General features: G+C 42.4%; 21 protein-coding genes and 3 pseudogenes. 9 read left to right on the top strand and 15 right to left on the bottom strand.

What is annotated here, in order from left to right:
• The 4 genes from A8806_RS24880 to A8806_RS26360 all read right to left on the bottom strand — a co-directional run bounded on the left by A8806_RS24880 (nt 1) and on the right by A8806_RS26360 (nt 3,764).
• Complete coding sequence (locus A8806_RS24880) at nt 1-924, bottom strand: ABC transporter permease (protein ID WP_109733870.1); 924 nt, start codon at nt 922-924, stop codon at nt 1-3.
• A gap of 9 nt (nt 925-933) precedes the next feature.
• The gene (locus tag A8806_RS24875) at nt 934-1,854 is read right to left on the bottom strand and encodes an ABC transporter permease (protein WP_109733869.1); all 921 of its coding nucleotides are present in this window, start codon (nt 1,852-1,854) and stop codon (nt 934-936) included.
• A gap of 78 nt (nt 1,855-1,932) precedes the next feature.
• Nucleotides 1,933-3,570: a peptide ABC transporter substrate-binding protein gene (locus tag A8806_RS24870; RefSeq protein WP_109733868.1), complete on the bottom strand. Its 1,638-nt coding sequence runs from the start codon at nt 3,568-3,570 to the stop codon at nt 1,933-1,935.
• A gap of 20 nt (nt 3,571-3,590) precedes the next feature.
• Complete coding sequence (locus A8806_RS26360) at nt 3,591-3,764, bottom strand: hypothetical protein (protein WP_181368869.1); 174 nt, start codon at nt 3,762-3,764, stop codon at nt 3,591-3,593.
• 232 nt (nt 3,765-3,996) lie between these two features.
• On the opposite strand from A8806_RS26360, the gene A8806_RS24865 reads away from it, so the two are divergent.
• The 5 genes and pseudogenes from A8806_RS24865 to A8806_RS24845 all read left to right on the top strand — a co-directional run bounded on the left by A8806_RS24865 (nt 3,997) and on the right by A8806_RS24845 (nt 10,052).
• Nucleotides 3,997-4,776, top strand: coding sequence for a Uma2 family endonuclease (locus A8806_RS24865; protein ID WP_109733867.1), 780 nt, complete (start codon nt 3,997-3,999; stop codon nt 4,774-4,776).
• Nucleotides 4,777-4,806: 30 nt separating this feature from the next.
• Nucleotides 4,807-5,447: pseudogene (locus A8806_RS24860) on the top strand (FadR/GntR family transcriptional regulator).
• A gap of 287 nt (nt 5,448-5,734) precedes the next feature.
• Entirely contained in the window at nt 5,735-7,108 is a 1,374-nt protein-coding gene (locus A8806_RS24855) for a GntP family permease (RefSeq protein ID WP_109733866.1), read from the top strand.
• A 70-nt stretch (nt 7,109-7,178) separates the two neighbouring features.
• Nucleotides 7,179-8,924, top strand: coding sequence for a dihydroxy-acid dehydratase (gene ilvD, locus A8806_RS24850; protein ID WP_109733865.1), 1,746 nt, complete (start codon nt 7,179-7,181; stop codon nt 8,922-8,924).
• Between the two features lie 39 nt (nt 8,925-8,963).
• Entirely contained in the window at nt 8,964-10,052 is a 1,089-nt protein-coding gene (locus tag A8806_RS24845) for a sugar kinase (protein WP_109733864.1), read from the top strand.
• A 57-nt stretch (nt 10,053-10,109) separates the two neighbouring features.
• On the opposite strand, the gene A8806_RS24840 is transcribed toward A8806_RS24845, so the two are convergent.
• Nucleotides 10,110-11,024 (bottom strand): LysR family transcriptional regulator, encoded by a 915-nt coding sequence (locus A8806_RS24840; protein WP_181368868.1) that lies wholly within the window; start codon nt 11,022-11,024, stop codon nt 10,110-10,112.
• A 240-nt stretch (nt 11,025-11,264) separates the two neighbouring features.
• Here A8806_RS24840 and A8806_RS24835 point away from each other — a divergent pair, with 240 nt between their 5' ends.
• From A8806_RS24835 to A8806_RS24825, 3 genes are all read left to right on the top strand, one after another.
• Nucleotides 11,265-12,686 carry a M20 family metallopeptidase gene (locus A8806_RS24835; RefSeq protein ID WP_207657880.1) on the top strand — a complete coding sequence of 474 codons (1,422 nt, stop codon included), beginning with the start codon at nt 11,265-11,267 and terminating at the stop codon, nt 12,684-12,686.
• Nucleotides 12,687-12,747: 61 nt separating this feature from the next.
• On the top strand, nt 12,748-13,470 hold the full coding sequence (locus A8806_RS24830; protein WP_109733861.1) for a DUF5058 family protein: 723 nt from the start codon (nt 12,748-12,750) through the stop codon (nt 13,468-13,470).
• A gap of 1 nt (nt 13,471) precedes the next feature.
• Complete coding sequence (locus A8806_RS24825) at nt 13,472-14,164, top strand: hypothetical protein (protein WP_109733860.1); 693 nt, start codon at nt 13,472-13,474, stop codon at nt 14,162-14,164.
• Nucleotides 14,165-14,285: 121 nt separating this feature from the next.
• Here the strand turns inward: A8806_RS24825 and A8806_RS24820 are convergent, their stop codons facing one another.
• From A8806_RS24820 to A8806_RS24800, 5 genes are read right to left on the bottom strand one after another with little or no spacing between them, the layout of a single operon-like run.
• Nucleotides 14,286-14,738 carry a GNAT family N-acetyltransferase gene (locus A8806_RS24820; RefSeq protein WP_109733859.1) on the bottom strand — a complete coding sequence of 151 codons (453 nt, stop codon included), beginning with the start codon at nt 14,736-14,738 and terminating at the stop codon, nt 14,286-14,288.
• Complete coding sequence (locus A8806_RS24815; protein WP_109733858.1) at nt 14,738-15,265, bottom strand: GNAT family N-acetyltransferase; 528 nt, start codon at nt 15,263-15,265, stop codon at nt 14,738-14,740. The genes A8806_RS24820 and A8806_RS24815 overlap by 1 nt, the downstream gene beginning before the upstream one ends.
• 25 nt (nt 15,266-15,290) lie before the next feature.
• Entirely contained in the window at nt 15,291-15,971 is a 681-nt protein-coding gene (locus tag A8806_RS24810; RefSeq protein WP_109733857.1) for a phage head-tail adapter protein, read from the bottom strand.
• A 51-nt stretch (nt 15,972-16,022) separates the two neighbouring features.
• Nucleotides 16,023-16,373 (bottom strand): DUF2200 domain-containing protein, encoded by a 351-nt coding sequence (locus tag A8806_RS24805; RefSeq protein ID WP_109733856.1) that lies wholly within the window; start codon nt 16,371-16,373, stop codon nt 16,023-16,025.
• Nucleotides 16,363-16,839, bottom strand: a complete 477-nt coding sequence (locus tag A8806_RS24800) for a GNAT family N-acetyltransferase (protein ID WP_109733855.1) — start codon at nt 16,837-16,839, stop codon at nt 16,363-16,365. The genes A8806_RS24805 and A8806_RS24800 overlap by 11 nt, the downstream gene beginning before the upstream one ends.
• Nucleotides 16,840-17,062: 223 nt before the next feature.
• On the opposite strand from A8806_RS24800, the pseudogene A8806_RS24795 reads away from it, so the two are divergent.
• Nucleotides 17,063-18,143 (top strand): annotated as a pseudogene (locus tag A8806_RS24795) (ATP-binding protein).
• Between the two features lie 93 nt (nt 18,144-18,236).
• On the opposite strand, the gene A8806_RS24790 reads toward A8806_RS24795, so the two are convergent.
• The 5 genes and pseudogenes from A8806_RS24790 to A8806_RS26355 all read right to left on the bottom strand — a co-directional run.
• Complete coding sequence (locus A8806_RS24790; RefSeq protein ID WP_109733854.1) at nt 18,237-18,908, bottom strand: uridine kinase family protein; 672 nt, start codon at nt 18,906-18,908, stop codon at nt 18,237-18,239.
• Between the two features lie 20 nt (nt 18,909-18,928).
• Complete coding sequence (locus A8806_RS24785) at nt 18,929-19,822, bottom strand: GNAT family N-acetyltransferase (RefSeq protein ID WP_109733853.1); 894 nt, start codon at nt 19,820-19,822, stop codon at nt 18,929-18,931.
• Complete coding sequence (locus A8806_RS24780) at nt 19,819-20,166, bottom strand: hypothetical protein (RefSeq protein WP_109733852.1); 348 nt, start codon at nt 20,164-20,166, stop codon at nt 19,819-19,821. The genes A8806_RS24785 and A8806_RS24780 overlap by 4 nt, the downstream gene beginning before the upstream one ends.
• Nucleotides 20,167-20,182: 16 nt before the next feature.
• The gene (locus A8806_RS24775) at nt 20,183-20,707 is read right to left on the bottom strand and encodes a histidine phosphatase family protein (protein WP_109733851.1); all 525 of its coding nucleotides are present in this window, start codon (nt 20,705-20,707) and stop codon (nt 20,183-20,185) included.
• A gap of 333 nt (nt 20,708-21,040) precedes the next feature.
• Nucleotides 21,041-21,382 (bottom strand): annotated as a pseudogene (locus tag A8806_RS26355) (Rpn family recombination-promoting nuclease/putative transposase); the annotation flags it as partial.

The following is a 21,382-nucleotide window of genomic DNA, read 5'->3' as shown; positions in this document are numbered from 1 at the left end:
CTATTCTGTTCCGCGCAGTCTTGGGTCGACTGCGTCACGCAGGCCGTTACCGAGAAGGTTCAAAGCCAGCATGGTCGTACATACAAAAAATGCCGGTATCAGCACCTGATGCGGTGAATAGCGCAGGTACTGAATTCCTTCTTTGCAGATAACTCCCCAGCTACAGTCAGGCGGTGTAATACCAAGTCCGATGTAACTTAGAAAGGCTTCCTGGAAAATAGCTCCCGGGATTGCCATACACAGGTTTGTTACGAGCATTCCAAGAATATTTGGAATCATATGCTTAATAATAATCTTAAAGTCCGGTACACCGAGTACTCTGGCAGCAAGGACAAAATCCTGCTCCTTAATACGATATACCTCGCCACGTACAAAGCGGCATGTCCCAATCCATCCAACGACACACATGGCTACGATCAGCGGTGTAATACCTTTACCAAGTACCATCATAACAAGGATGGTGATAATTAGACTGGGAATTCCGTATAAAAGGTCTACAATACGCATCACAATCATATCCAGCTTACCGCCGTAATATCCGCAAAGTCCGCCGATTACAGCACCTACACACATATTTACAACTGCTGCAATCAGGCCGATACTAAGAGATACACGCGCTCCCATCCAGATACGCACCCAAAGGTCGCGCCCTGTAGAGTCTGTCCCGAGCCAATGAGCGCTGGAGATAAATGCGCTTCTTGCATTGATATCCATCTGGGATTGTGTGTACTGGCTGAACATCGGTGCGAAAATAGCCAGCAATGCATAAAGCACAACAATGCAAAGTCCGATAAATGCACTCCGGTTCTTCCGAAGGCGTCTCCATGCATCCTGCCAGAAGGAGAGGGATGGCCTGCTGATGTTTTCCATGCGGGTGGTGTCTTTCCCGCGTATTATAAAAGCTTCTTTATTTAATTCTGCCATTTCTCTCACCTACCTTTCGCCAATGCGTACACGCGGATCTGCCACGCCGTACAGAATATCTACAACCAGATTACACAAAATCAAAAATACACCGTAGAAAATCGTCATACCCAATACCATAGAATAGTCGTTGTTTGACACACTTTCTACGTAATATTTTCCCATTCCGGGAATGGCGAAAATAGCTTCGATAACAAAGGTTCCGGTAAGCACTGATGCTACTGTTGGTCCCATTACAGTCATAACAGGCATGATTGCATTTCGTATTTGATGCTTACATGTGATTCTCAATTCAGACACACCTTTTGAGCGGGCCGTTTTAATATAATCCTGCTGGGAAACCTCCAGCATACTTGCCCTCATGATACGGGAAACCGAGGCCAATGTGTAAAACGCCAGCGCGCACGCAGGCAAAATCGTATATTTTATGCCGTTATACTGTGCTACAGGCAAGAGCCCCCACTTAATACCAAATCCATACTGTAGTATAGCTCCCATAATAAAGTCGGGGATACTGGTTCCCAGAACCGCTATGATAACACAGACAAAATCCAGCTTATTTCCTCTGTTTCTTGCCGAAATAATTCCAAGCACGAGTCCCATTGACAACGCCAGCACAAGTGCGCGGATTCCCAGGTCCGCGGAGAACGGGAATGTCTCACCAATAATCGTGTTAACTGTTTTGTTAGTAAATTTCATCGAATAGCCTAAATCACCCTGAAACAGATTCTTCATATATGTACCATACTGTACAATAAGTGGCTTATCAAATCCGTAATAGCTCTCCAGATTTGCCCGCACCTCAGCGGTCATCTTTGGATTCTGAAATGGGTCTCCGGGCATCAGACGAATCAGAAAAAAGACGGCGGTAATCAGCACCCACATCGTCAGGACTGCAGCTATCACACGCTTTAATATGTACTTCCGCATGCGTAATCCTCCTTGTATACGAATAAATTCGCCGCCCGGTATCCCCGGGCAGCGATAAAATTTTATAATGGTATGCGATTACTGAATATCTGCATATACCCAATCAATATTAACACTGCAGTAGAAGAACTTAACGTTCTTTACATCTTCATCAAGAAGGTAATGAACATCTCTCTCTGCCTGAGGCAGGAATGCTGCCTCGTCTATGATAATCTGCTCTGCTTCATGAAGCAGATCCATACGTGCGGCTGCATCTGTCTCTGTCTGGGAAGCAGCCAGAAGTTCATCCACTTTGTCATTTTTGAAGCGGCTGTAGTTGTAGGAACTGTCTGATTTGAAAAGCTCAAGGTAGCTGTATGGATCATCGTAATCACTTCCCCAGCCGCCCCATGCGATCTCATAATCGCCGCTCTGCTGACGCTTTAATGTTTCTGCGTATGTAACCTGATTGATTTCAACATTGATACCAAGGACATCGCTCCACATTTCCTGGCAAACCTCAGCCTGCTTCTTAGCAGAATCAGCATCTGTTGTTGTAATTGTAACTGTAATGTCAGATGCGTTTGATTTGCCAAGCTCTGTTAATGCAGTGGCTAAATACTCTTTTGCTTTATCTTTATCGCCATCAAGAGGATAGGATTCCAGATTGGATTCTTCGCCGTACGTGCTATTAGCTCCTGATAATCCGCTGAATACAAGAGCGTTACTTGGTACATGTACACCGTTGTTAGCCAATGTGTTAAATGAATTTCTGTCCAGTGCATAGTTCAGTGCCAGACGGAAGTTCTTATTTGCTATCGGGGAACCCGTTGATTCATCGCAGTTGAAGTAGTAATAATCTACATTACCATTACGGAATGTATTATCCTTGCCTTCATAGGTTGGTACTGCCGCGGAAGGAATCTCAGAATAATCCAGGTCTCCTGACTCGTACATTGCAAGGGCCGTCTCCTGATTCTGTACATAGCTCAGCTCTGCACGGTCAAGTTTAATAGAATCTTTGTCCCAGTAATTTTCATTTGGCTCAAATATCCATTTCTGGTTCTTGGCACTTGTCAGTACGTAAGGACCTGAGTAAATATTCTTCTCGGCATCAGCAGCGAATTCTGCGCCGTACTTTTCAACGATATCCTGACGAAGAGGAGCGAACTGTGGCTGTGCGCCGATCATACTCAGGAAATATGCTGTCGGATGTTCCAGCGTTACTTCAAATGTCACATCATCCACAGCAGCAACTCCAAGTTCAGAAGGCTCCATCTTACCAGTCTCAACTGCAAGACCATTCTTAATGTACTCACCAATGAATGCATACGGTGCGGCTGTGTCGGGATCCAGCAGTCTCTGCCAGCTATATACGAAATCACCTGCTTTGATCTGCTCTCCATCACTCCACTTTGCATCTGGATTCAGGTTGAATGTGTAAACAAGACCATCATCAGAAACGGTCCAGTCTGATGCAACACCTGGTGTTACCTCGCCGCCAGTATTTCTAACGAGGCCCTCCGTAATGGCATGCTGAATCTCACAATCAGGGATACAGTTAGTCTTTGACGGGTCCAGAGTCGTTGGCTCTGTTCTTGAGGAATAACGAAATACCTTTTCTCCAGACTCAGAACTGGAATCCTCCTGCTTGTTTGTCTTTGGTGTTGAGCAGCCGGCTAACATGCCGATTGCCATTGTCGCAGCAAGCAGTGCTGCTAAAACTCTCTTTTTCATAAGATCTCCTCTCTTTCTGCCTATACTTTTATAAGCTTGGGTGTAGCACTTAACAGGTCCTTATATTTTCCATATAATTCCCTGGTTCTACCGTAAAGATATATATCCTGAATGATTTTTGGAACTCCGGATAATGGATATATTATATCATAATTAGTGACAACAGAAAAGAGAATTTCCACTTGTATTTCCATAGTCTTATCCTCGTTTTATGCCAGATATTGAATTTTTATAATAACATGAAATTGTTTTGCACGTATCTGTATAGCATATTATGGGAAAAGATTAAAACATGGATATTTTGCGGATATAAATATAAAAATGCGGTTGTTTTTTGGAGTGTTAGATGTTATATTAAAAATAATCAGATAAACAATATAAGTCCATCCACAAGCCGCTTTTTATTCAAAGAAAGGATGTATGTCTATGACGATTCAGGAAATGAAGGAACGAAAGAAGGAACTGGGTTATACATATGCCCAGATTTCAGAATTATCAGGTGTCCCGCTCGGGACTGTACAGAAGGTTTTTAACGGTGCCACGTCCTCCCCGCGTTATGAGACGCTTCAGGCGTTAGAGAGACTGCTGGGCAGTTCAGGGGATGCATATATCCGTGAGGTACAGAGCACTTATGCTATGAAACAGCAGGGGGAATATACTCTGGAGGATTATTATGAGATTCCAGATGACATCAGGGTGGAACTTATCGACGGAGTTTTCTATAACATGACCGCTCCCACCTCCCCGCACCAGTTGATTGCCGGATTTATTTATGCAAAACTGCTTGGTCATGTCATGGATAATAAAGGGACATGTCTTCCGATGATTTCACCGCTGGATATCCAGCTGGACTGCGACGATAAGACGATAGTCCAGCCGGATGTTATTATCGTATGTGACAGGGATAAGATCATTAACAGATGTGTTTATGGCGCGCCTGATTTTGTGATTGAAGTACTTTCCAAATCCACCAGAAAAAAGGACATGGTCACTAAGCTGAATAAGTATATGAATGCCGGGGTAAGGGAGTACTGGATGATTGACCCGATCAATAAAAAGGTAATCGTATATGATTTTGAACATGAGGAATATCCTGTTATTTATGGTTTTGATGCGAAGATACCGGTGCAGATATGGGACGGGGAATGCGTTATTGATTTTCAGGAAGTGTATGAACATATCAGGTTCCTTTATGAAAGGAAATGATGTGGGAAGCGAGAACGGAGCAGCAGATATATGTATAATTTTGACAGATCTAACAAAAAGCCTTTAGGCGACCAGATTGAAGACAGGTTAATGCAGTACATTTTAAATGAACCGGTAAATGTCGGACAGAGGTTACCGAATGAATTTGAACTTGCCGGGATGTTTGGTGTAGGCAGGGAGCCGGTACATATGTGATTAGCACGATCTCCCAGCGGGAAGACCCACTTGGTTTGGACCAGATAGAGGATAAGTATGAGCTTGCCCTGCAGCTTTTTGAAGTTCGTTTGATGATAGAACCGGAAATCGCCGGACTTGCCTGTAAGAATGCCACGGACGGGGAATTAAAAACGTTAAAACGGCTGTGTGAAGAAACCGAAAGACTCTATGTGAGTGGAACAGAACATATTAACAAAGATATAGAATTCCATACCTGCATTGCAAGATGCAGTAAGAATCAGGTGGTCGAGCTTCTGGTTCCGGTTATTAATACGGCAGTGCTGACTTTTGCGAATGTCACCCACCGCCTTTTGATGGAGGAGACAATAAAAACACACCGGGCGATTACGGAAGCTATTCTGAACAGAGACTCTGTAGGCGCAAAGTGTGCGATGATTACGCATCTGACTTATAACCGTCAGGCAATCATGAAACTGCTGGAGGAACGAAATTAGGAAAATACATCAGATGTATTTAAAACTAGAATGACATTTAGTAAAAACATATAGGAAAAATGTACAGAACAAGCGGGAATATTGTTACGTATGCCCGCTTGTTTTTGTGCGTTAAGTGGAAATAGGAATAAATACATCAGATGTATTGCGGTTTTTAAGTTAAATATTATAATGAAATTACAAAAACATAAGACGTCATATGTTATAGAGCAAAGAGAAATAAGGAATGTGCCGGTGTGTTGGTATGCGCATATTTCGGGTATAGAATGAGTTTGGGAGGAAACATTATGATTGAATTTACAGCATCTTCAGAAAGATTGATTATAGGTGCATTGATTGGCTTTGCTGTGCTGCTTTTTCTGATTATTAAAGTAAAGATTCAGCCGTTTATCGCAATAATGACTTCAGCATTGATTATTGGTTTGGCGGTTGGTATGCCATTTACAATGATTACGGATACGCTTGCAGAAGGTGTCGGGACCACGCTCCAGACAATAGCTATTTTAATTGGCCTGGGTTCTATGTTCGGTGCGATCCTGCAGGTATCCGGCGGAGTGGAGGTAATTGCGGACACGCTCCTGAATAAATTCGGCGAGGAAAAGGCTTCGTGGGCACTCGGAGTTACCGGGCTGATTGTGGGAATGCCGGTATTTTTTGAATCAGGATTATTGATTTTGATTCCCGTTGCATTTGGTATCGCACGTAAGACGCAGAAGTCGGTCTTTCATTATTCGATCCCGTTATTAGCGGGTCTGGCAATCGGCCATGCATTTGTCCCCCCGACACCGGGTCCGGTTCTGGTGGCGGAGATGCTCAATGTGGAGTTAAGTTATGTCATTATTTTAGGCATTATTGTGGGAATACCGGCAATGATTATTGCAGGTCCCGTATTCGGAAAATTTGCAGGCAGGAAGTTTGACTGTGCTGTTCCGAGTTCTTACCTTGAAAATGAAAGAGAGGCGCAGGAAAAGAAGCAAGAAAACGTAAAACCGCCGAGTTTTATACTGATTGTCTGTATCATCCTGCTTCCGTTATTCCTGATTATTTTAAATACACTTTCATCCATTATACCGTTACTGGCACCCGCCCAGCCCGTATTAGAGTTCTTAGGGACACCTGTTATTGCGCTGCTTTTGTCAACAATCTGCGGGATGTATTTTCTCGGAATCCGTGGAGGGTTCAGCATAAAAGATATTACTTCTGTTATGACAAACTCCCTGCATTCCTGCGGCAACATCATTCTTTTGATTTCAGGCGGCGGTATGTTAAGGTTTATTCTGCAAAATTCAGGCATTGGTGAAGTGTTCGGGAACTTTGTCGGGGGCCTGCCGCTGCCGTTGGTGATTGTCGCATTTTTAGTGGCGGCAGTTGTAAGAATTTCTGTCGGTTCGGCAACCGTTTCTATGACTATGGCAGCGGGAATTATGGCATCGATGCCCGCGATTGCGGAATTGTCCCAGATTCAGCTTGCAACTATTACAATTGCGGTTGCGGCCGGAGCGACGGCATTCAGTCATGTGAACGATTCGGGATTCTGGCTCTCCAAGTCACTTTTTGAGGTGGATGAAAAAACAAATCTGAAAACATGGACTGTCATGGAGACTTTAGTAGGGGCTGTGGGAATTATTGGAGCTACAATTGTCTGGTTTGTAGTGGCATAAACATGAGAAGCAGTCTGTCAAAAAATTATATGAGTTAAAATAAATTATATAGAAAGATGAGGAGATTACTATGAAATTGAAAAGTCAGGAAATGCGGAAACTGGCACCGGAACTTGACCCTCTCAGGATCGGGACCGGATGGAAGCCGGAAGATTTAGAAAAGACACAGGTGATGATAGAGAGCACTTTTGGGGACAGCCACCCGGGAAGCGGACATCTGGACACGCTGGTGGAAGAAGTGCAAAAAGGTGTTGCAAAAGCCGGAGGATTCGGCGCCCGGTATTACTGCACGGATATTTGTGACGGGGAGAGTCAGGGGACGGATGGTATCAACTATAGTCTGGTAAGCCGCGAGATGATCGCCAATATGATTGAAATCCATGCCAACGCCACGCCTTTCGATGCCGGTGTTTATCTGGCAAGCTGCGATAAGGGGATGCCCGGAAATCTGATGGGACTGGCAAGAGTAAACATCCCGTCTGTGGTAGTTCCGGGAGGTACGATGAATGCCGGACCGGAAATGCTGACTCTGGAACAGCTTGGAATGTACAGTGCAAAGTACCAGAGAGGTGAGATCGATAAAGAAAAACTGGACTGGGCAAAATGCAATGCCTGCCCCGGCTGCGGGGCCTGTTCGTTTATTGGAACGGCTTCTACCATGCAGATTATGGCAGAGGCTCTGGGACTGGCACTGCCGGGGAGTGCGCTTATGCCGGCATCCAGCCCGGACCTTCTGACTTTTGCAAGAGAAGCAGGCGAACAGGCGGTGCGGCTTGCATCTATGCCGGACATGCGTCCCAGCGATATTGTCACAATGGAGAGCTTTGAAAATGCGATTCTCGTCCATGCGGCTGTTTCCGGGAGCACGAACTGTCTTCTGCATATTCCTGCCATTGCCCATGAATTTGGAATTGAGATTACAGGCGATACTTTCGACCGTCTTCACAGAAATGCCCGTTATCTTCTGGATGTGCGCCCGGCAGGGCGCTGGCCGGCAGAAGTCTTCTACTATGCAGGAGGGGTTCCGGCTATCATGGAAGAGATTCAGGAACATCTGCATTTGGATGTGATGACCGTTACAGGAAAAACATTGGGTGAAAATCTCAAGGAATTAAAGAAAAATGGGTTCTATGAGAGATGTGGGAAATGGCTCGCTGACTTTAACCGGCGTTATCAGGTATCACTGAAAAAGGAGGACATAATCCGTCCTTATAATGAAGCGCTTGGTACGGATGGCAGTATTGCTGTCTTAAGAGGCAATCTGGCACCGGAGGGTGCTGTCATCAAGCATACAGCGTGTCCGAAAGAAATGTTTACAGCTGTTTTAAAAGCAAGGCCGTTTGACAGTGAAGAGGAATGTCTGGATGCAGTTCTTAAGCATAAGGTTCAAAAAGGAGACGCTGTTTTTATCCGCTACGAAGGGCCAAAAGGAAGCGGAATGCCGGAAATGTTCTACACATCGGAGGCTATCAGCAGTGACAAAGAACTCGGAAAAAGCATTGCACTGATTACAGACGGGCGGTTCTCCGGCGCCTCCACGGGACCGGTGATCGGACACTGCAGCCCGGAAGCGGTCGACGGAGGCCCGATTGCACTTGTAGAAGAAGGAGACCTGATTGAAATCGATATAGCCGGACGGAAGCTGAATATCGTAGGAATCGCGGGCGTACCAAAGAGTATGGAGGAAATAGATGCTGTATTAAAGCAGCGCCGTGAAAACTGGAAACCGCGCGGACCGAAGTACAAAAAGGGAGTACTCCGTATGTTCAGTGAGCATGCGGCAAGTCCGATGAAAGGTGCATATCTGGAATATTAAGAGACAAAAAAGCGGAAAGACCGCAGAGGAGGAAGTCCTATGGAATACAATAATTCATTAACCGGAGAAAGGGAAAACCGCCACAGGTTTATCACGATCGGCGAGATTTTGCTGCGCCTGACACCGCCTGATTATGGGAAAATCCGAATGGCGGCAAACTTCGAAGCAAGTTATGGGGGAAGTGAGGCGAATATCGCCCTGGCCCTTGCAAATCTTGGTATAGACAGTACTTTTTTCTCTGTAGTTCCCAATAACAGCCTCGGAAAAAGTGCGGTCAGAATGCTGAGAAGCAATGATGTCAACTGTACCCCCATGATTTTAAGCACACCTGAGGAGACACCGACACACCGGCTGGGTACATATTATCTGGAAAATGGGTATGGGATCCGTCCAAGTAAAGTAACCTATGACCGGAAAAACAGTGCCATTACAGAATATGATTTCAGTGAAATTGATTTAGATGCATTGCTGGATGGTTTTACGTGGCTTCATTTAAGCGGTATTACCTCTGCCCTCGGTGAAAACTGCAGGAAACTGGTGTCAGACTGTTTAAAAACAGCAAAGAAAAAAGGAATTACCGTCAGCTATGACGGTAACTTCCGCAGTACTCTGTGGTCATGGGAGGAAGCCAGAGATTTCTGCACTGACTGTCTGCCTTATGTGGATGTTCTGCTCGGGATTGAGCCGTACCACCTGTGGATAGATGAGGGTAATCATGAAAAAGGAGACGTCAAGGATGAGATTCCCTTTCAGCCAGATTTTTGGCAGCAGGAGGCAGTCTTTCAGGTGTTTGCCGAGCGCTATCCAAACCTTAAATGTATTGCCCGCCATGTACGTTATGCATACAGTGGAAGCGAGAACAGCTTAAAGGCATATATGTGGTACTGCGGGCAGACATATGAGAGCAAATTGTTTTCGTTTCATATTCTGGACCGCGTCGGCGGGGGTGATGCATTTGCCAGCGGATTGATTTATGCCATGATGAACGGATATGAGCCGGAAGATATGGTGAACTTTGCAGTTGCGAGCAGCGCAATTAAGCATACAATCCGCGGGGATGGGAATATCACGGATGATGTCTCCGTAATCCAGAACCTGATGAACATGAATTATGATATAAAGCGTTAGTCTGCGAAATATTACTGGAAATTTTAAAGTATAGCCTGTTGTATTTGATACGGCCGGCTATACACTTTTGGTGTAGTCGAGCTCATTTTGAACTAATTCTATGTACCGAAGTGCTTCTTCACCCAGCTTTGTGTTTTTCTTTTTTATATATACGATATTGCAGCGGATGTCAGCGATCGGGATACTGACCCAGTTTTCGTTATCCGCAGCCTGGGGGTGCTGTACACATCCTACGCTGAATGCATTTGTGGATGAAACGAGTTTTCGGCGTGTTTCTTTATCATGCACAGAAATATTTTTGCAGGTGTCGATCAGATCCATATAAAACAGGCTTGGATATTCATCTCTTCTATTAAAATCGTAGGAAATATGTACGTATTTTTTCAATGAATTCAGAGACACATTTTCAATGCCTGCCTCCAGTGCGGGATGGCCTTTTCGAAGATTGATGTTCATGGGAAGTCTTTTTAACAAGGTCATCGTGATATCTTTAGCCCCCATAAGTTCTCTGTAAAGTCCCATTGCCTTATCATCAAATGCAGTTATGCCGATCTGGGCCTTGTTCAGGTAAACCTCGTTAATCACAGTCTTTACATTGCCTGATGCAAGAGAAAGATCGAGTCTTTTGCAGTTTTCATATTCTTTGCATAATTTGATAAACGCCTCTGACAATGAAGTGTGGTTAAAAGAGGAAATAATGTTCAGCCGGCTGGAGTTTTTATCGAGCCGGCTTCCTTTAATCTGCCGGAGCTGTTCGGCAATAATCTCTGCATGCTGGATAAAATATTCTCCTTCTTCTGTGAGTACGATCCCCTGGTTGGTACGCGAAAAAATCTGGTAACCGAGCTCTGCCTCAAGAGAAGAAACGGCACGGCTGATATTGGGCTGGGATACGAAAAGGTTCTCAGCAGCGGCCGAAAACGATAAGGTTCTGGATGCTTCCACAGCGTATTCGATCTGTTGAATATTCATAAATTCTCCTTTTCCGAAACAGGTGTAATAAATAGGGGGCGGGATAACCAAAGTGCATACCCCCATGCCGGATAAATATTGGTATTCTGGCAGAAGACACAATAAAATAGAATTAAGCATTGAAATACCTGCAAAAAGCCGGCCGGCTGGTTCATGCATTTATTATAAGTCAGCGAAGATTTTATTGCAATAAACCCATGCAGGAGTATTTGAAAAAACAATTGAGAAGGAGATATTTTTGTGAATAAAGAACTTTTGAGCAGCCTGATTGAGGAAAAAAAGGATATCTTTGCTGAGATCAGCGATAAGATATGGGAATTTGCGGAACCGGCCTTTCAGGAAAAAAAGTCAAGCCGGCTGCAGATGGAGAAGCTTCGGGAAGAAGGATTTGAGATTACAGAAGGAATCGCCGGGATTCCGACGGCCTTTAAGGCCAGTTGTGGTTCCGGTAAACCGGTCATAGCTTTTCTTGGAGAGTATGATGCCCTTCCGATGCTGTCACAGAAAGCCGATGCCACGAAAAAAGAGGAAGAAACAGCAGGCAGCTGCGGCCACGGCTGTGGGCACCAGCTTCTAGGGACGGGCTCAGTACAGGCAGCGGTTGCGGTAAAAGACTATATAGAAAAAGCCGGGCTTGGGGGTACAGTCCTGTATTTTGGATGTCCGGCTGAGGAAGGTGAAGCAGGAAAGGCATTCATGCTGAAGGGACATGCATTCGACGGGTGTGATATCTGCCTGACATGGCACCCATATACGATGCACGTATGCTCTATGTCATCTCTGGCGAATGCCCGGGTTAAGTATACCTTCAAGGGGATAAGCGCCCATGCGGCAACTTCGCCGCATCTGGGAAGAAGTGCTCTGGATGCAGTCGAGCTGATGAATGTAGGTTGCAATTATTTGAGAGAACATATCCCGACGGACTGCAGGCTTCACTATGCCATTACAAATACCGGGGGGGATGCGCCTAATGTCGTGCAGGCAAAGGCAGAAGTACTGTACGCTATCAGGGCCCCAAGAAATACAGACACGGTCAGTCTTGTGGAAAGGGTCAATAAAGTTGCCCGGGGGGCTGCCATGATGACAGAGACGGATGTAGATATCGAAATATGTTCTGCCTATGCAGACCTCATCCCGAATAAGACACTGAACGAACTGGTTCTTAAGAATATGAATGAATTTTCTAATATTCCATATACTGGAGAGGATATGGATTATGCAAAAAAATACAGAGAACTTGCAGATGCGGACGAAATCCGGAGAATCAAAGGAACGGCACAGAAGTTTCTGGGAGAAAAAGCAGAAGCGGTGCTGGGACAGCCGGTATCAAAACTGATTCTTCCCCCGGTAGGCCTGAAGCAGGGATCCAATGATGTGGGGGATGTCAGCCAGTGCATTCCTACGGCATGTTTCAGTTCTGCCTGTTTTGCATTAGGTACAGCACTGCATACATGGCAGGCTGTTGCCCAGGGAAAGAGTTCCATTGCCCATAAGGGAATGTTTTTCGCGGCACAGGTGCTGGCGGCTACAGCAGTGAATCTTCTTGAAAACCCGGATATCGTTGAAAAAGCAAAGGCTGATCTGGCAGAAACAATGGACGGAAGAAGATATGAGAGTATGATACCTGCAGGCCAGAAACCTGCGATATTGAAAGAACAGTAAAAATAGTAATGGGCCGGATGGCATACAGTCAGGCCTGAAAGGCTCAATCAGGAGGAAAATAATGGGTGATAGTTATTCTTTTATATCAAACAGTGGATGGATGGCAGTTTTATGCGGTATCGTGATTATATTTGTCATGATCCAGTCCGCACTGTTTCTACGGGCCGCATGGAGACGCTCAGGGGAGATTGGAATTGATAAAGCAGACAGAAAAAAGATCATAAAAAGCAGCGCGGTTTTCTCTATTGTACCGTCTCTGCCGATTCTGATCAGTTACGTTATACTGATGCCTGCGCTAGGCCGCTTTTTCCCGTGGCTCAGGCTCAGTGTCATCGGTTCGGCAACTTATGAGACAATGTCGGCCAATATGGCAGTTACGGCGGCCGGGTACGATAGTTTATCAAGTGGTAATTTCACACCGGATACATATGTCATGATTATGTGGGCCGTAACTCTGGGAATCATGCTGTCAAGCCTGGCGGTACTGATCCTGAAAAAATATGACAAGAAGATGCAGTCACTAAGCAGTAAAAACATGGCGTTTACAACGATGATGACTTCTATTATGTTTCTTGGAATGATGGCTACATTCTCCGCACCGTACATCGTTGATTATAAAAATGTTACAGCAATAGTAACCATTATAGTTTCTGCCGGCTCCATGTTCCTGCTGGAAAAAGCATCGAAAAAGTGGAAACCACTGAAAGAATTTTCTTTTGCGATCAGCATGGTGGCAGGAATGGCATCGGCCTGTATCGTTACAAATGTGATGGGAGGTATCTGATATGCAGAGCAGCGAACAATTTAATAATAAAATTCACAGGCTGGGTATTTTAACGACTCTGGTGGTTGGGATTCTGTTTATATCTGTCCCTCTGGGAATTACTCTCATATTCGGAATTACCCTCGACTGGAAGCAGGTTCTCACCGTTTCAGCCCCGATCGGAGTTATTTTTGGCATCACAGGTTTATGTGAAAAGCTGGCTATGGCTCCTGTAATCGGACCGGGCGCGGTATATCTGGCATCCTCGACAGGAAATGTGCAGAATATGAAGCTCCCTGCAGCACTGAACGCCATGCGTGTAATGGATTGTGAAGAAGGAAGTGAAAAAGGTCGGGTAGTCTCTATTATAGCAGTTGCAACCTCGGCTTTCGTAACGACAATTATAGTATTTGCAGGGATGCTGTTTTTGGCACCTTTGGTAGTGCCGCTGCTGTCCAACCCTGTGATTTCACCGGCATTTGACAACATGTTCCCTGCACTTCTTGGACCGATGGTACTGCCGGTATTGTTAAAAAACTTCAAGGCGGCTGTCCTCCCGTTTGGTCTGGCCATCGTATTTGCCATCGTTCTGGGCTCCAGTTATGGCCAGCTTCAGAGTATCGTAATGGTTGCAGTAATCTTATTATCAATTGGTGGAATGAAACTAATCATGGACAGAAAAAAAACCGGGACAGAAGAGGAAACCGAGCCATAACACGTCTGCGGGTGTGATAAAACGGTGGATAGATTTCACTTTGGGCTGCCTTTTTATGAACTGTGTTATTCCCGCGAGCAACGAGCCAAAGTCATGTTTACATGACCTTGGCGACTGCCGCTTATTTTATATTAATTAGCTCTCTTTTCAAATAAACCATATCAACCAGCTGTATTCCATCTTCGTATATAGGATGGTCATAGTTTTCAGTAAAAAAATTCTTTACCCTGTGTGATTCTGTAAACCCGCAGCTATGGTAGAAGGAAAGGGAAGAAGGGCAGTCCCCTGTTCCGGCATACAGGACACTTAAGTCTGTATAATGAGTAATAATATATTCAATCAGGTCTTTTCCGTAACCTTTCCGCTGATGATCAGGCAACACGGCAATATTCTTCAGCTCATAAACGCCATCGTCTTCTTTGGTTATTACGCATTCGGCTTTTATACCATTATCGTCTAAAACAAACATTTCCCCTTTTTCCAGATATTTATCTATCATACTTTCCTGCTCGTCAGCTAACAGCAGCAAATCAATATATTCTTTTTTGCTGCCCGTAACTTTTTTTATAATCATTAGTTATCTCCTTCACAGCTATTAAATTTCACTAAAGCATACATTTTCATATCTATTATTTTTCCGTTTTTAACAGCATTGCTATGTAGTGTTCCTTCAAACTGAAAACCTGCCTTTTCCAGTACATGGCAGGAAGCAGTGTTGTAGGCAAATGGTTCGGCAAAAATCCGGATAATGTCAGTATTGTCAAATATATACTTACAAATTTGCTTTACTGCATTAGTTGCGAATCCATTTCCCCAATATGGTTCACCTACATAATAACCCATTTCGGCAGTCCGGGAATGAATATTGCCGCATCGAAATACTCCGATACTGCCAATTGCTATATCGTTTAAGGTAATCGCAAATGCGAATGTTTTAGTCTTATCTGCAGAAAGCATGGATACAATATATTCTTCTGCGTCATCTGCGGTATACGGGTAGGGTAATCCATCACGCAAATTGTTTTGTATATTTTTATTATTCAACATTTCAGCCAGTTTATATTTATCTTTGATATCCCATTCTCTAATGATACAATCCATATTTATCTCCTATTCGTTTTAAAGGTTATTCCTGTCTTTGTGAACCTCTTTTTTGTTTTATACCTTTGCAAATACGCAGACATGCTTCTATATGCATTATCCAGTGTCTGGAAAAAGGCATCTGTATTAATCCTCTGACGTCTTTTCCACACCAGTAATCAATCAGCCAGCGTGCTTCTTCGTCCTCACTTACAACGTTTAATGATATTAAGCGTTCTTTATCGGTATCGGTCATCTTACGTTTTAAATCTGTAAAAGAAAGGTTTTCTAATATAGTATCTGTACTATTTTTTACTAATGTAGCATAACGATATAATTCCTCTAAATTTAAGGCTTCTGAAAATTCTACAATCTGCTGTTTTACAAGTTCGTTTCCGGTTGTGATTATGGGAGAACCTATGTATTTCTGGTATTCACCTGAAAAGAAAATTTGTTCGTCCTGGCAGATGAGGGTATGTGCAACGATATCTTCTATTCGAAAGATATGCCATATTGAATAAGCAATTGTCTTACTATGATAGCCACCTGCATTTATAAAAGGGATTGCATTAAAATCTTTTCTGTTCAATTCATCTTTGAGCTGATACAATGTATCAACTAATTGCTGACGCAGCTTCAAAAGAGTTTCTATTCCCTCATGAAAAGAAGCATCTTTTTTGATCTGTGTCTGCATTGTTCTATTTAATTCTGACCATTCTTTATTCAACAGAAGACCTCCATAAGCCTTAACATGATAAATAGTATTAAGTGCTGTTTTTTATTTTCTTAAAATCTTTTCCATTGCCTTTCCTTTCGCTAATTCATCAATGAGTTTATCCAGATATCTGATTTTCTGCATCAATGGATCTTCAATATCTTCGACTCTATAGCCGCATATTGTTCCTTTGATCTGCTTACAATTAGGGTTTATTTGCGGTGCCTCGTTGAAAAAAGTACTGTAATCAGCTTCTTTATCAAGCTGGGACTGTAATTCTTTTTCTGTATAACCTGTAAGCCAGCAGATAATCTCATTTACTTCCTGTTTTGTGCGGTTTTTCCGCTCTGCTTTTGCAACAAGCAGAGGGTATATGTCAGAAAACTTCATTGCAAAGACTTTTTTATTTTCCATAATAGCTGTGTACCCCTTTATCTGTTTTTTCCATAACAAAATTTGTAAGATAAATTCCCTGCCGTTCCACCTGCTGTTCTTTTATAACTTTATATCCTCTGTTTTCAAAAAAAGGTCTTGCAGTAATAGAAGCATGGGTGACAATTTTCCCTTGGACAGTCTGTTCCAACTGATTGCAAAGGGCGGTGGCAATCCCTTTTCTCTGGTAATCTGCATGCACATATAGACGGTCAAGGTAACCTGTTTTATCTATATCTCCAAAGCCGACAATGGTTTCTCCTTCAACCGCGACAATACTATAATGTTCCTGAAGTGACAGGTTCCATTTTTCTAGATCTGCCTGTCCGGGCGCCCAGACATTTACTTGTTCTTTCGTATAATCTTTGCTATTAACTATGTGAACTGTATTGTAAAAAAGTTCTGTTATTTCCATGCAATCCGAAGGGAGATATTCTCTGATTAACATTTCTTTGTCCTCCATAATAGTAAATTTGTATCTGTCAAACTGGTGTTGAACAAAATTGCTGCCTCATGGTCTAATAATTTTATTATAGCTGAAAGCCAGAAAAAAACCATATAATTTATAACTCAAAAAGCTATATAAGGAATTATAGTTTTTTCTAACTCTAAGTAAATACTATTGAAGATTATATAATTTTTAGATATGTTATTAAAGGGAAGACTATGCCATGATTATTAGACCAAGATATTTAGATATCCTTACAACCTACCGTGATGTGCCGCTTGTAAAAATACTTTCAGGAATACGGCGTTGCGGTAAATTTACTATATTAGAAATACTTAGAAAAGAACTGCTGGAAAGCGGCACCCCATCAGATCATATTATCAGTTTGCGCTATACCTCGGAAAACTTTGATGATGGAATGACCGCTAAAGAAATGTATCAAGGCATAAAAGAGAAGATGTCCGATGTTGGCTGGTATTATCTCCTGCTTGATGAAGTACAGGAGGTAGACGGCTGGGAAAAGGCAATTAACAGCCTCCTTGAGGATGCGGACACAGATATATATGTTACAGGTTCAAACTCCAAACTGATGTCCAGTGAAATATCCACCTATCTTACAGGCAGATACATCTCCATTCCTGTTTACACCTTGTCTTTTGCCGAGTATCTTGCATTTAAGAAAAACAGCAGGCTCTCTGAAAAAGAGCTGCTGAATGAATACATCCGCATGGGTGGTTTTCCCATTGTTGCTCTGGGTAACTTTGATGAACGGTCCTCATATCAAATTGTGGAAGGCATTTATACTTCTGTGATTATTAGCGACATTACCAGGCGGCATCAGGTAAAGAACTTTGATTTGTTTAACCGGGTCGTAAGGTATATTGTGGAGAACGTGGGCAAAACCTTTTCAGCAAACGTCATTGTTAAGTTTCTAAAAAATGAAGGCCGTGCTCTATCTGTTGAAACTGTATACAATTATTTAGAGTGGCTTGAGAAAGCTTTTGTCATTTACCGCTGTCCAAGATATGATTTACAGGGTAAGTTAGTACTGAAGACACAGGAGAAATTTTACCTTGCCGATGCTGCTCTGAAATACAGCATCATGGGTTTTAACCCGAAATCAATTGCAGCCATGCTTGAAAATATCGTGTATTTTGAGCTGCGAAGAAAAGGATATAAATCTTCTTGAGATAAAGGACCATTATCCCAAATATGTAGTAACATTGGATGAATTTGCTGCGGGAAATGTTAATGGAGTAAAGATCGTACATCTTTCACAGTTTTTGCTAAGTGAAAAATATTAAAAATATCTTTTGGGTTTATAAGGAAAACAGCCGTGACAGTATATAATCACGGCTGTTTTCCTATTTATGTTATCGTCTGCCATTAGTACCTCTTCATACTTTCTTTTTCCAGCCTGATAGACGGGGGTCATGAATCAAAATCTTATCTTCCGGCAAATCAGACCTCGACCCATTCACGATTACATCCACATGTTTCCACGCTTCCTCCTCCAATAATAAAGGAAGCATCAGGGAATCCCACCAGTCAGCGAATTTTGTGACAGACTCGACGGTACCGCCATTTTCTCCATTCGCAACATCTCTCTGTACAACACGCTTCCGGGCGATCCCGGGCTCTGTGTCGACCCAAATGGAATATGCCCCAGCTGCGCGCATCGATTTTCTGCACGCGCCCATGCCCTCTATGATGAGCGCCCTGTCAGGATCGGCATTGATGTAACCGGGACGGTTTTCCTTGATCCAGCTGGCAGGCTTATAAGAAACTTTCTTCCCATAGAGCCAGGGGTTCACGATGCCCGCAAGCATCTCATCGTCCCAGTGGACCGGGTCTGCACACCAGCTTACATCATCTGTATGAACCAGATCTGCATACAGCAATTCAGCAAGCTTTTTCGCTAAGGTTGTCTTTCCTGAGCCGGCAGCCCCATCAATAAGTATCAAAGGTCTGGGCATGCGATTTAATATTTTTGCAGCCAGAACGGACAGTGTTTCTTCCGACCACGATTTTATTTCAAGTGATGGAAGTGTAGTTAATATTGGGTTCATAGGCACTCCTTTACTTTTCGCTATGCATGAGAATATTCGGGGAAATAAAGTTTATTCTCTTCGATTTCTTTTAATATATTTCCCATGCAGAAAAGACGATAATTGTCAGCACTGTCATATTCTTCTAAATCAAATATATCTAAATCAAATTTCTTAGGTGTAAAACCAATGATAACTCTATCAAATGTATCTGGAATTTTCGCTAATACATCTCTAACAGAAGTCTCTTTATCTGCAATTATACTGTTAAGATACAATGTCTTTTCATTACACTCATAGCATGCGAAACAATTAAGACTTTTTGAATAATATACATTCTGGAAATCGCCAGTATAGAACATTTGAAGACCAAACTTATTCGTCTGTTCAAAAGAGCTGTTACAGGTAGTAAGCTTGACCATAGCTAAATAGTTCTCTCTTTTTTCTTTATTCTTCCTGATTTCTATGAAATCGGCATCTTTTTTTTCTATTACAATATTTTTTTTAACAGATACTTTATACTGCATGCTTTTCCAGAATCCAAGATCTTCGTAAAAATTGAGAGCGCTGAGATTTGCAAACAGATATATTCCATCACAAGTGTCACGGTAATCCTTAATAATTTCTTTGATTAATCTCCCGGCAAAACCCATTCTGCGATACTCGGGCAAAGTCATAACCGTACCAATCTGTATATAGGATCTTTCTTTGTACTCACCATCTAAATTAATTTGAGAAAATTTCATAATATTGGCCGAAGCATTAGAAATAATCTTTCCATCAATTTCTATGGAATAAGGTATATATTCTCCGGTATAGTAACCATTGTTATACCAGTCTGTGAAATCAAAGCCATATATTTCCCGCGTAAGAGAATTTAGAAGCGTTCTCTTTGCATCATCATTAAAATAGTCTTTAATGAAATGTTCCATCATAAACTCCCCTGCTCATCTATTATTTCGACCTCACTAATATTTTCTATCCTGAGCAGCTTTATGATTTGATTTTTCTTCCTATCTACAAAGCGGACTTTGATCCATTCATCATCTGCATCTAATACAAAACAATTCAATTCCGTATTTCCTACTAATTGCAGGGCATCATCAGATTTTATTTTGCAATCTTTACTGACTAATTCACTGATTAATTTTGACATATAATTTTCTCCTTTTTGCTTTTTCTCTAATCTTTTTACCGCTGCTTCAAGCCGTTTAACTTTGCCGGGATATGAAGAATAACAAAATACAAGGCAAAGGGCTACTAATCCAAACCACTCCATGAGATTCCTCCATTTACTAGAATTCTTCTAGCGTACCATTTTCTAATCTGTAATTGAAAAATTCATCATTTGTCATATCTTTAAAATATGTTCTGATAATGCGGCATACTCCGCCATGACTAATGATAAGAACATTTTTTCCGTATTGTTCTTCCTTTATTTTATCAATTACTCCATATATTCTGTATGCCACCTGCAACATAGATTCGCCTTCAGGATATCTATATGCAAAATCTCTTTTATTATTAAGAAAACGAAGATCATTTCTGTCTACACCCTCATATATGCCATAATTTTGCTCAACAAGAAGGTCCTCTATCTGAATTGCAATATTATTTTTTCGGCCTATAATCTTACTTGTTTCCACGGCTCTTTTTAACGGGGACGATAAAATAATATCAATATTATAATTTCCCACTGTGTCTGCTAATTTTTCCGCTTGTACTATTCCCTTTTTGTTTAGTCCTATATCAGTAACTCCACATACTTTATTTTGTGCATTCCAGGAAGTCTGACCGTGACGGGCAACATATAGCTTCATAAAGATATCTCCTGTTTAATTTTAGTTTTTACTTGAATTTTATTATGATGTTCATAACGAGTCTAACCAGATAAATTATATCATGCATAAATCTAAAAGGATAGTAAGATATATTCAATATTGCGGCATTAACGCTTACAGAAACGTGAATTTTTTACAGCCTTATCATATTAAAGTGCAGTGTTAACCATAAAATAATAAAAACCAGCTATCCTCTTACCAAGGCTAGAGGGCAGCTGGCAATTATAAACGACTATGAGATTTAAAACGTAATCATTAGATGCCCAAATGTTTTTTGATTTTAGGGACGTCTGCGTTCGAAAAAAGTAGAAACTATTCTAATATTTGCTTCACTTTGTCAATACTGATATTACAGAGAACGGCAATTTCTTCGGGAGACTTGCCCTGCATATATAGTTTAAAAACCTGACGGACCTCTTGAACTCCTAACTCTTTGCCCTTTCGTATTCCAATCTCTTCGCCGGCCTTTCGTCCAATTTCCTCCCCGGCCTTGCGCCCAATCTCTTCTCCGGCTTTAAGTCCCCTCTTTTCAGCGCTGCTGATCTGGGTATTATAATCCTTCAATGCCTTTTCCCTTGCTTCATATTCCAGACGTTTCTTCTCGTCAGCACTTAGATTGAGCAATGTATTGTATGCTTCATCGAAATATTCGTT

The sequence above is a fragment of the Faecalicatena orotica genome, assembly GCF_003149245.1.
Classification (GTDB): Bacteria; Bacillota; Clostridia; order Lachnospirales; family Lachnospiraceae; genus Faecalicatena_A; species Faecalicatena_A orotica.
This window is presented reverse-complemented; position numbering and strand designations above follow the sequence as displayed.

Bases quoted from the DNA above. Each gene is read 5' to 3' on its own strand.
- A8806_RS24880 (WP_109733870.1), bottom strand. From the start codon at position 924: ATGGCAGAATTAAATAAAGAAGCTTTTATAATACGCGGGAAAGACACC.
- A8806_RS24875 (WP_109733869.1), bottom strand. From the start codon at position 1,854: ATGCGGAAGTACATATTAAAGCGTGTGATAGCTGCAGTCCTGACGATG.
- A8806_RS24870 (WP_109733868.1), bottom strand. From the start codon at position 3,570: ATGAAAAAGAGAGTTTTAGCAGCACTGCTTGCTGCGACAATGGCAATC.
- A8806_RS26360 (WP_181368869.1), bottom strand. From the start codon at position 3,764: ATGGAAATACAAGTGGAAATTCTCTTTTCTGTTGTCACTAATTATGAT.
- A8806_RS24865 (WP_109733867.1), top strand. From the start codon at position 3,997: ATGACGATTCAGGAAATGAAGGAACGAAAGAAGGAACTGGGTTATACA.
- A8806_RS24855 (WP_109733866.1), top strand. From the start codon at position 5,735: ATGATTGAATTTACAGCATCTTCAGAAAGATTGATTATAGGTGCATTG.
- ilvD (WP_109733865.1), top strand. From the start codon at position 7,179: ATGAAATTGAAAAGTCAGGAAATGCGGAAACTGGCACCGGAACTTGAC.
- A8806_RS24845 (WP_109733864.1), top strand. From the start codon at position 8,964: ATGGAATACAATAATTCATTAACCGGAGAAAGGGAAAACCGCCACAGG.
- A8806_RS24840 (WP_181368868.1), bottom strand. From the start codon at position 11,024: ATGAATATTCAACAGATCGAATACGCTGTGGAAGCATCCAGAACCTTA.
- A8806_RS24830 (WP_109733861.1), top strand. From the start codon at position 12,748: ATGGGTGATAGTTATTCTTTTATATCAAACAGTGGATGGATGGCAGTT.
- A8806_RS24825 (WP_109733860.1), top strand. From the start codon at position 13,472: ATGCAGAGCAGCGAACAATTTAATAATAAAATTCACAGGCTGGGTATT.
- A8806_RS24820 (WP_109733859.1), bottom strand. From the start codon at position 14,738: ATGATTATAAAAAAAGTTACGGGCAGCAAAAAAGAATATATTGATTTG.
- A8806_RS24815 (WP_109733858.1), bottom strand. From the start codon at position 15,265: ATGGATTGTATCATTAGAGAATGGGATATCAAAGATAAATATAAACTG.
- A8806_RS24805 (WP_109733856.1), bottom strand. From the start codon at position 16,373: ATGGAAAATAAAAAAGTCTTTGCAATGAAGTTTTCTGACATATACCCT.
- A8806_RS24800 (WP_109733855.1), bottom strand. From the start codon at position 16,839: ATGTTAATCAGAGAATATCTCCCTTCGGATTGCATGGAAATAACAGAA.
- A8806_RS24790 (WP_109733854.1), bottom strand. From the start codon at position 18,908: ATGAACCCAATATTAACTACACTTCCATCACTTGAAATAAAATCGTGG.
- A8806_RS24785 (WP_109733853.1), bottom strand. From the start codon at position 19,822: ATGATGGAACATTTCATTAAAGACTATTTTAATGATGATGCAAAGAGA.
- A8806_RS24780 (WP_109733852.1), bottom strand. From the start codon at position 20,166: ATGGAGTGGTTTGGATTAGTAGCCCTTTGCCTTGTATTTTGTTATTCT.
- A8806_RS24775 (WP_109733851.1), bottom strand. From the start codon at position 20,707: ATGAAGCTATATGTTGCCCGTCACGGTCAGACTTCCTGGAATGCACAA.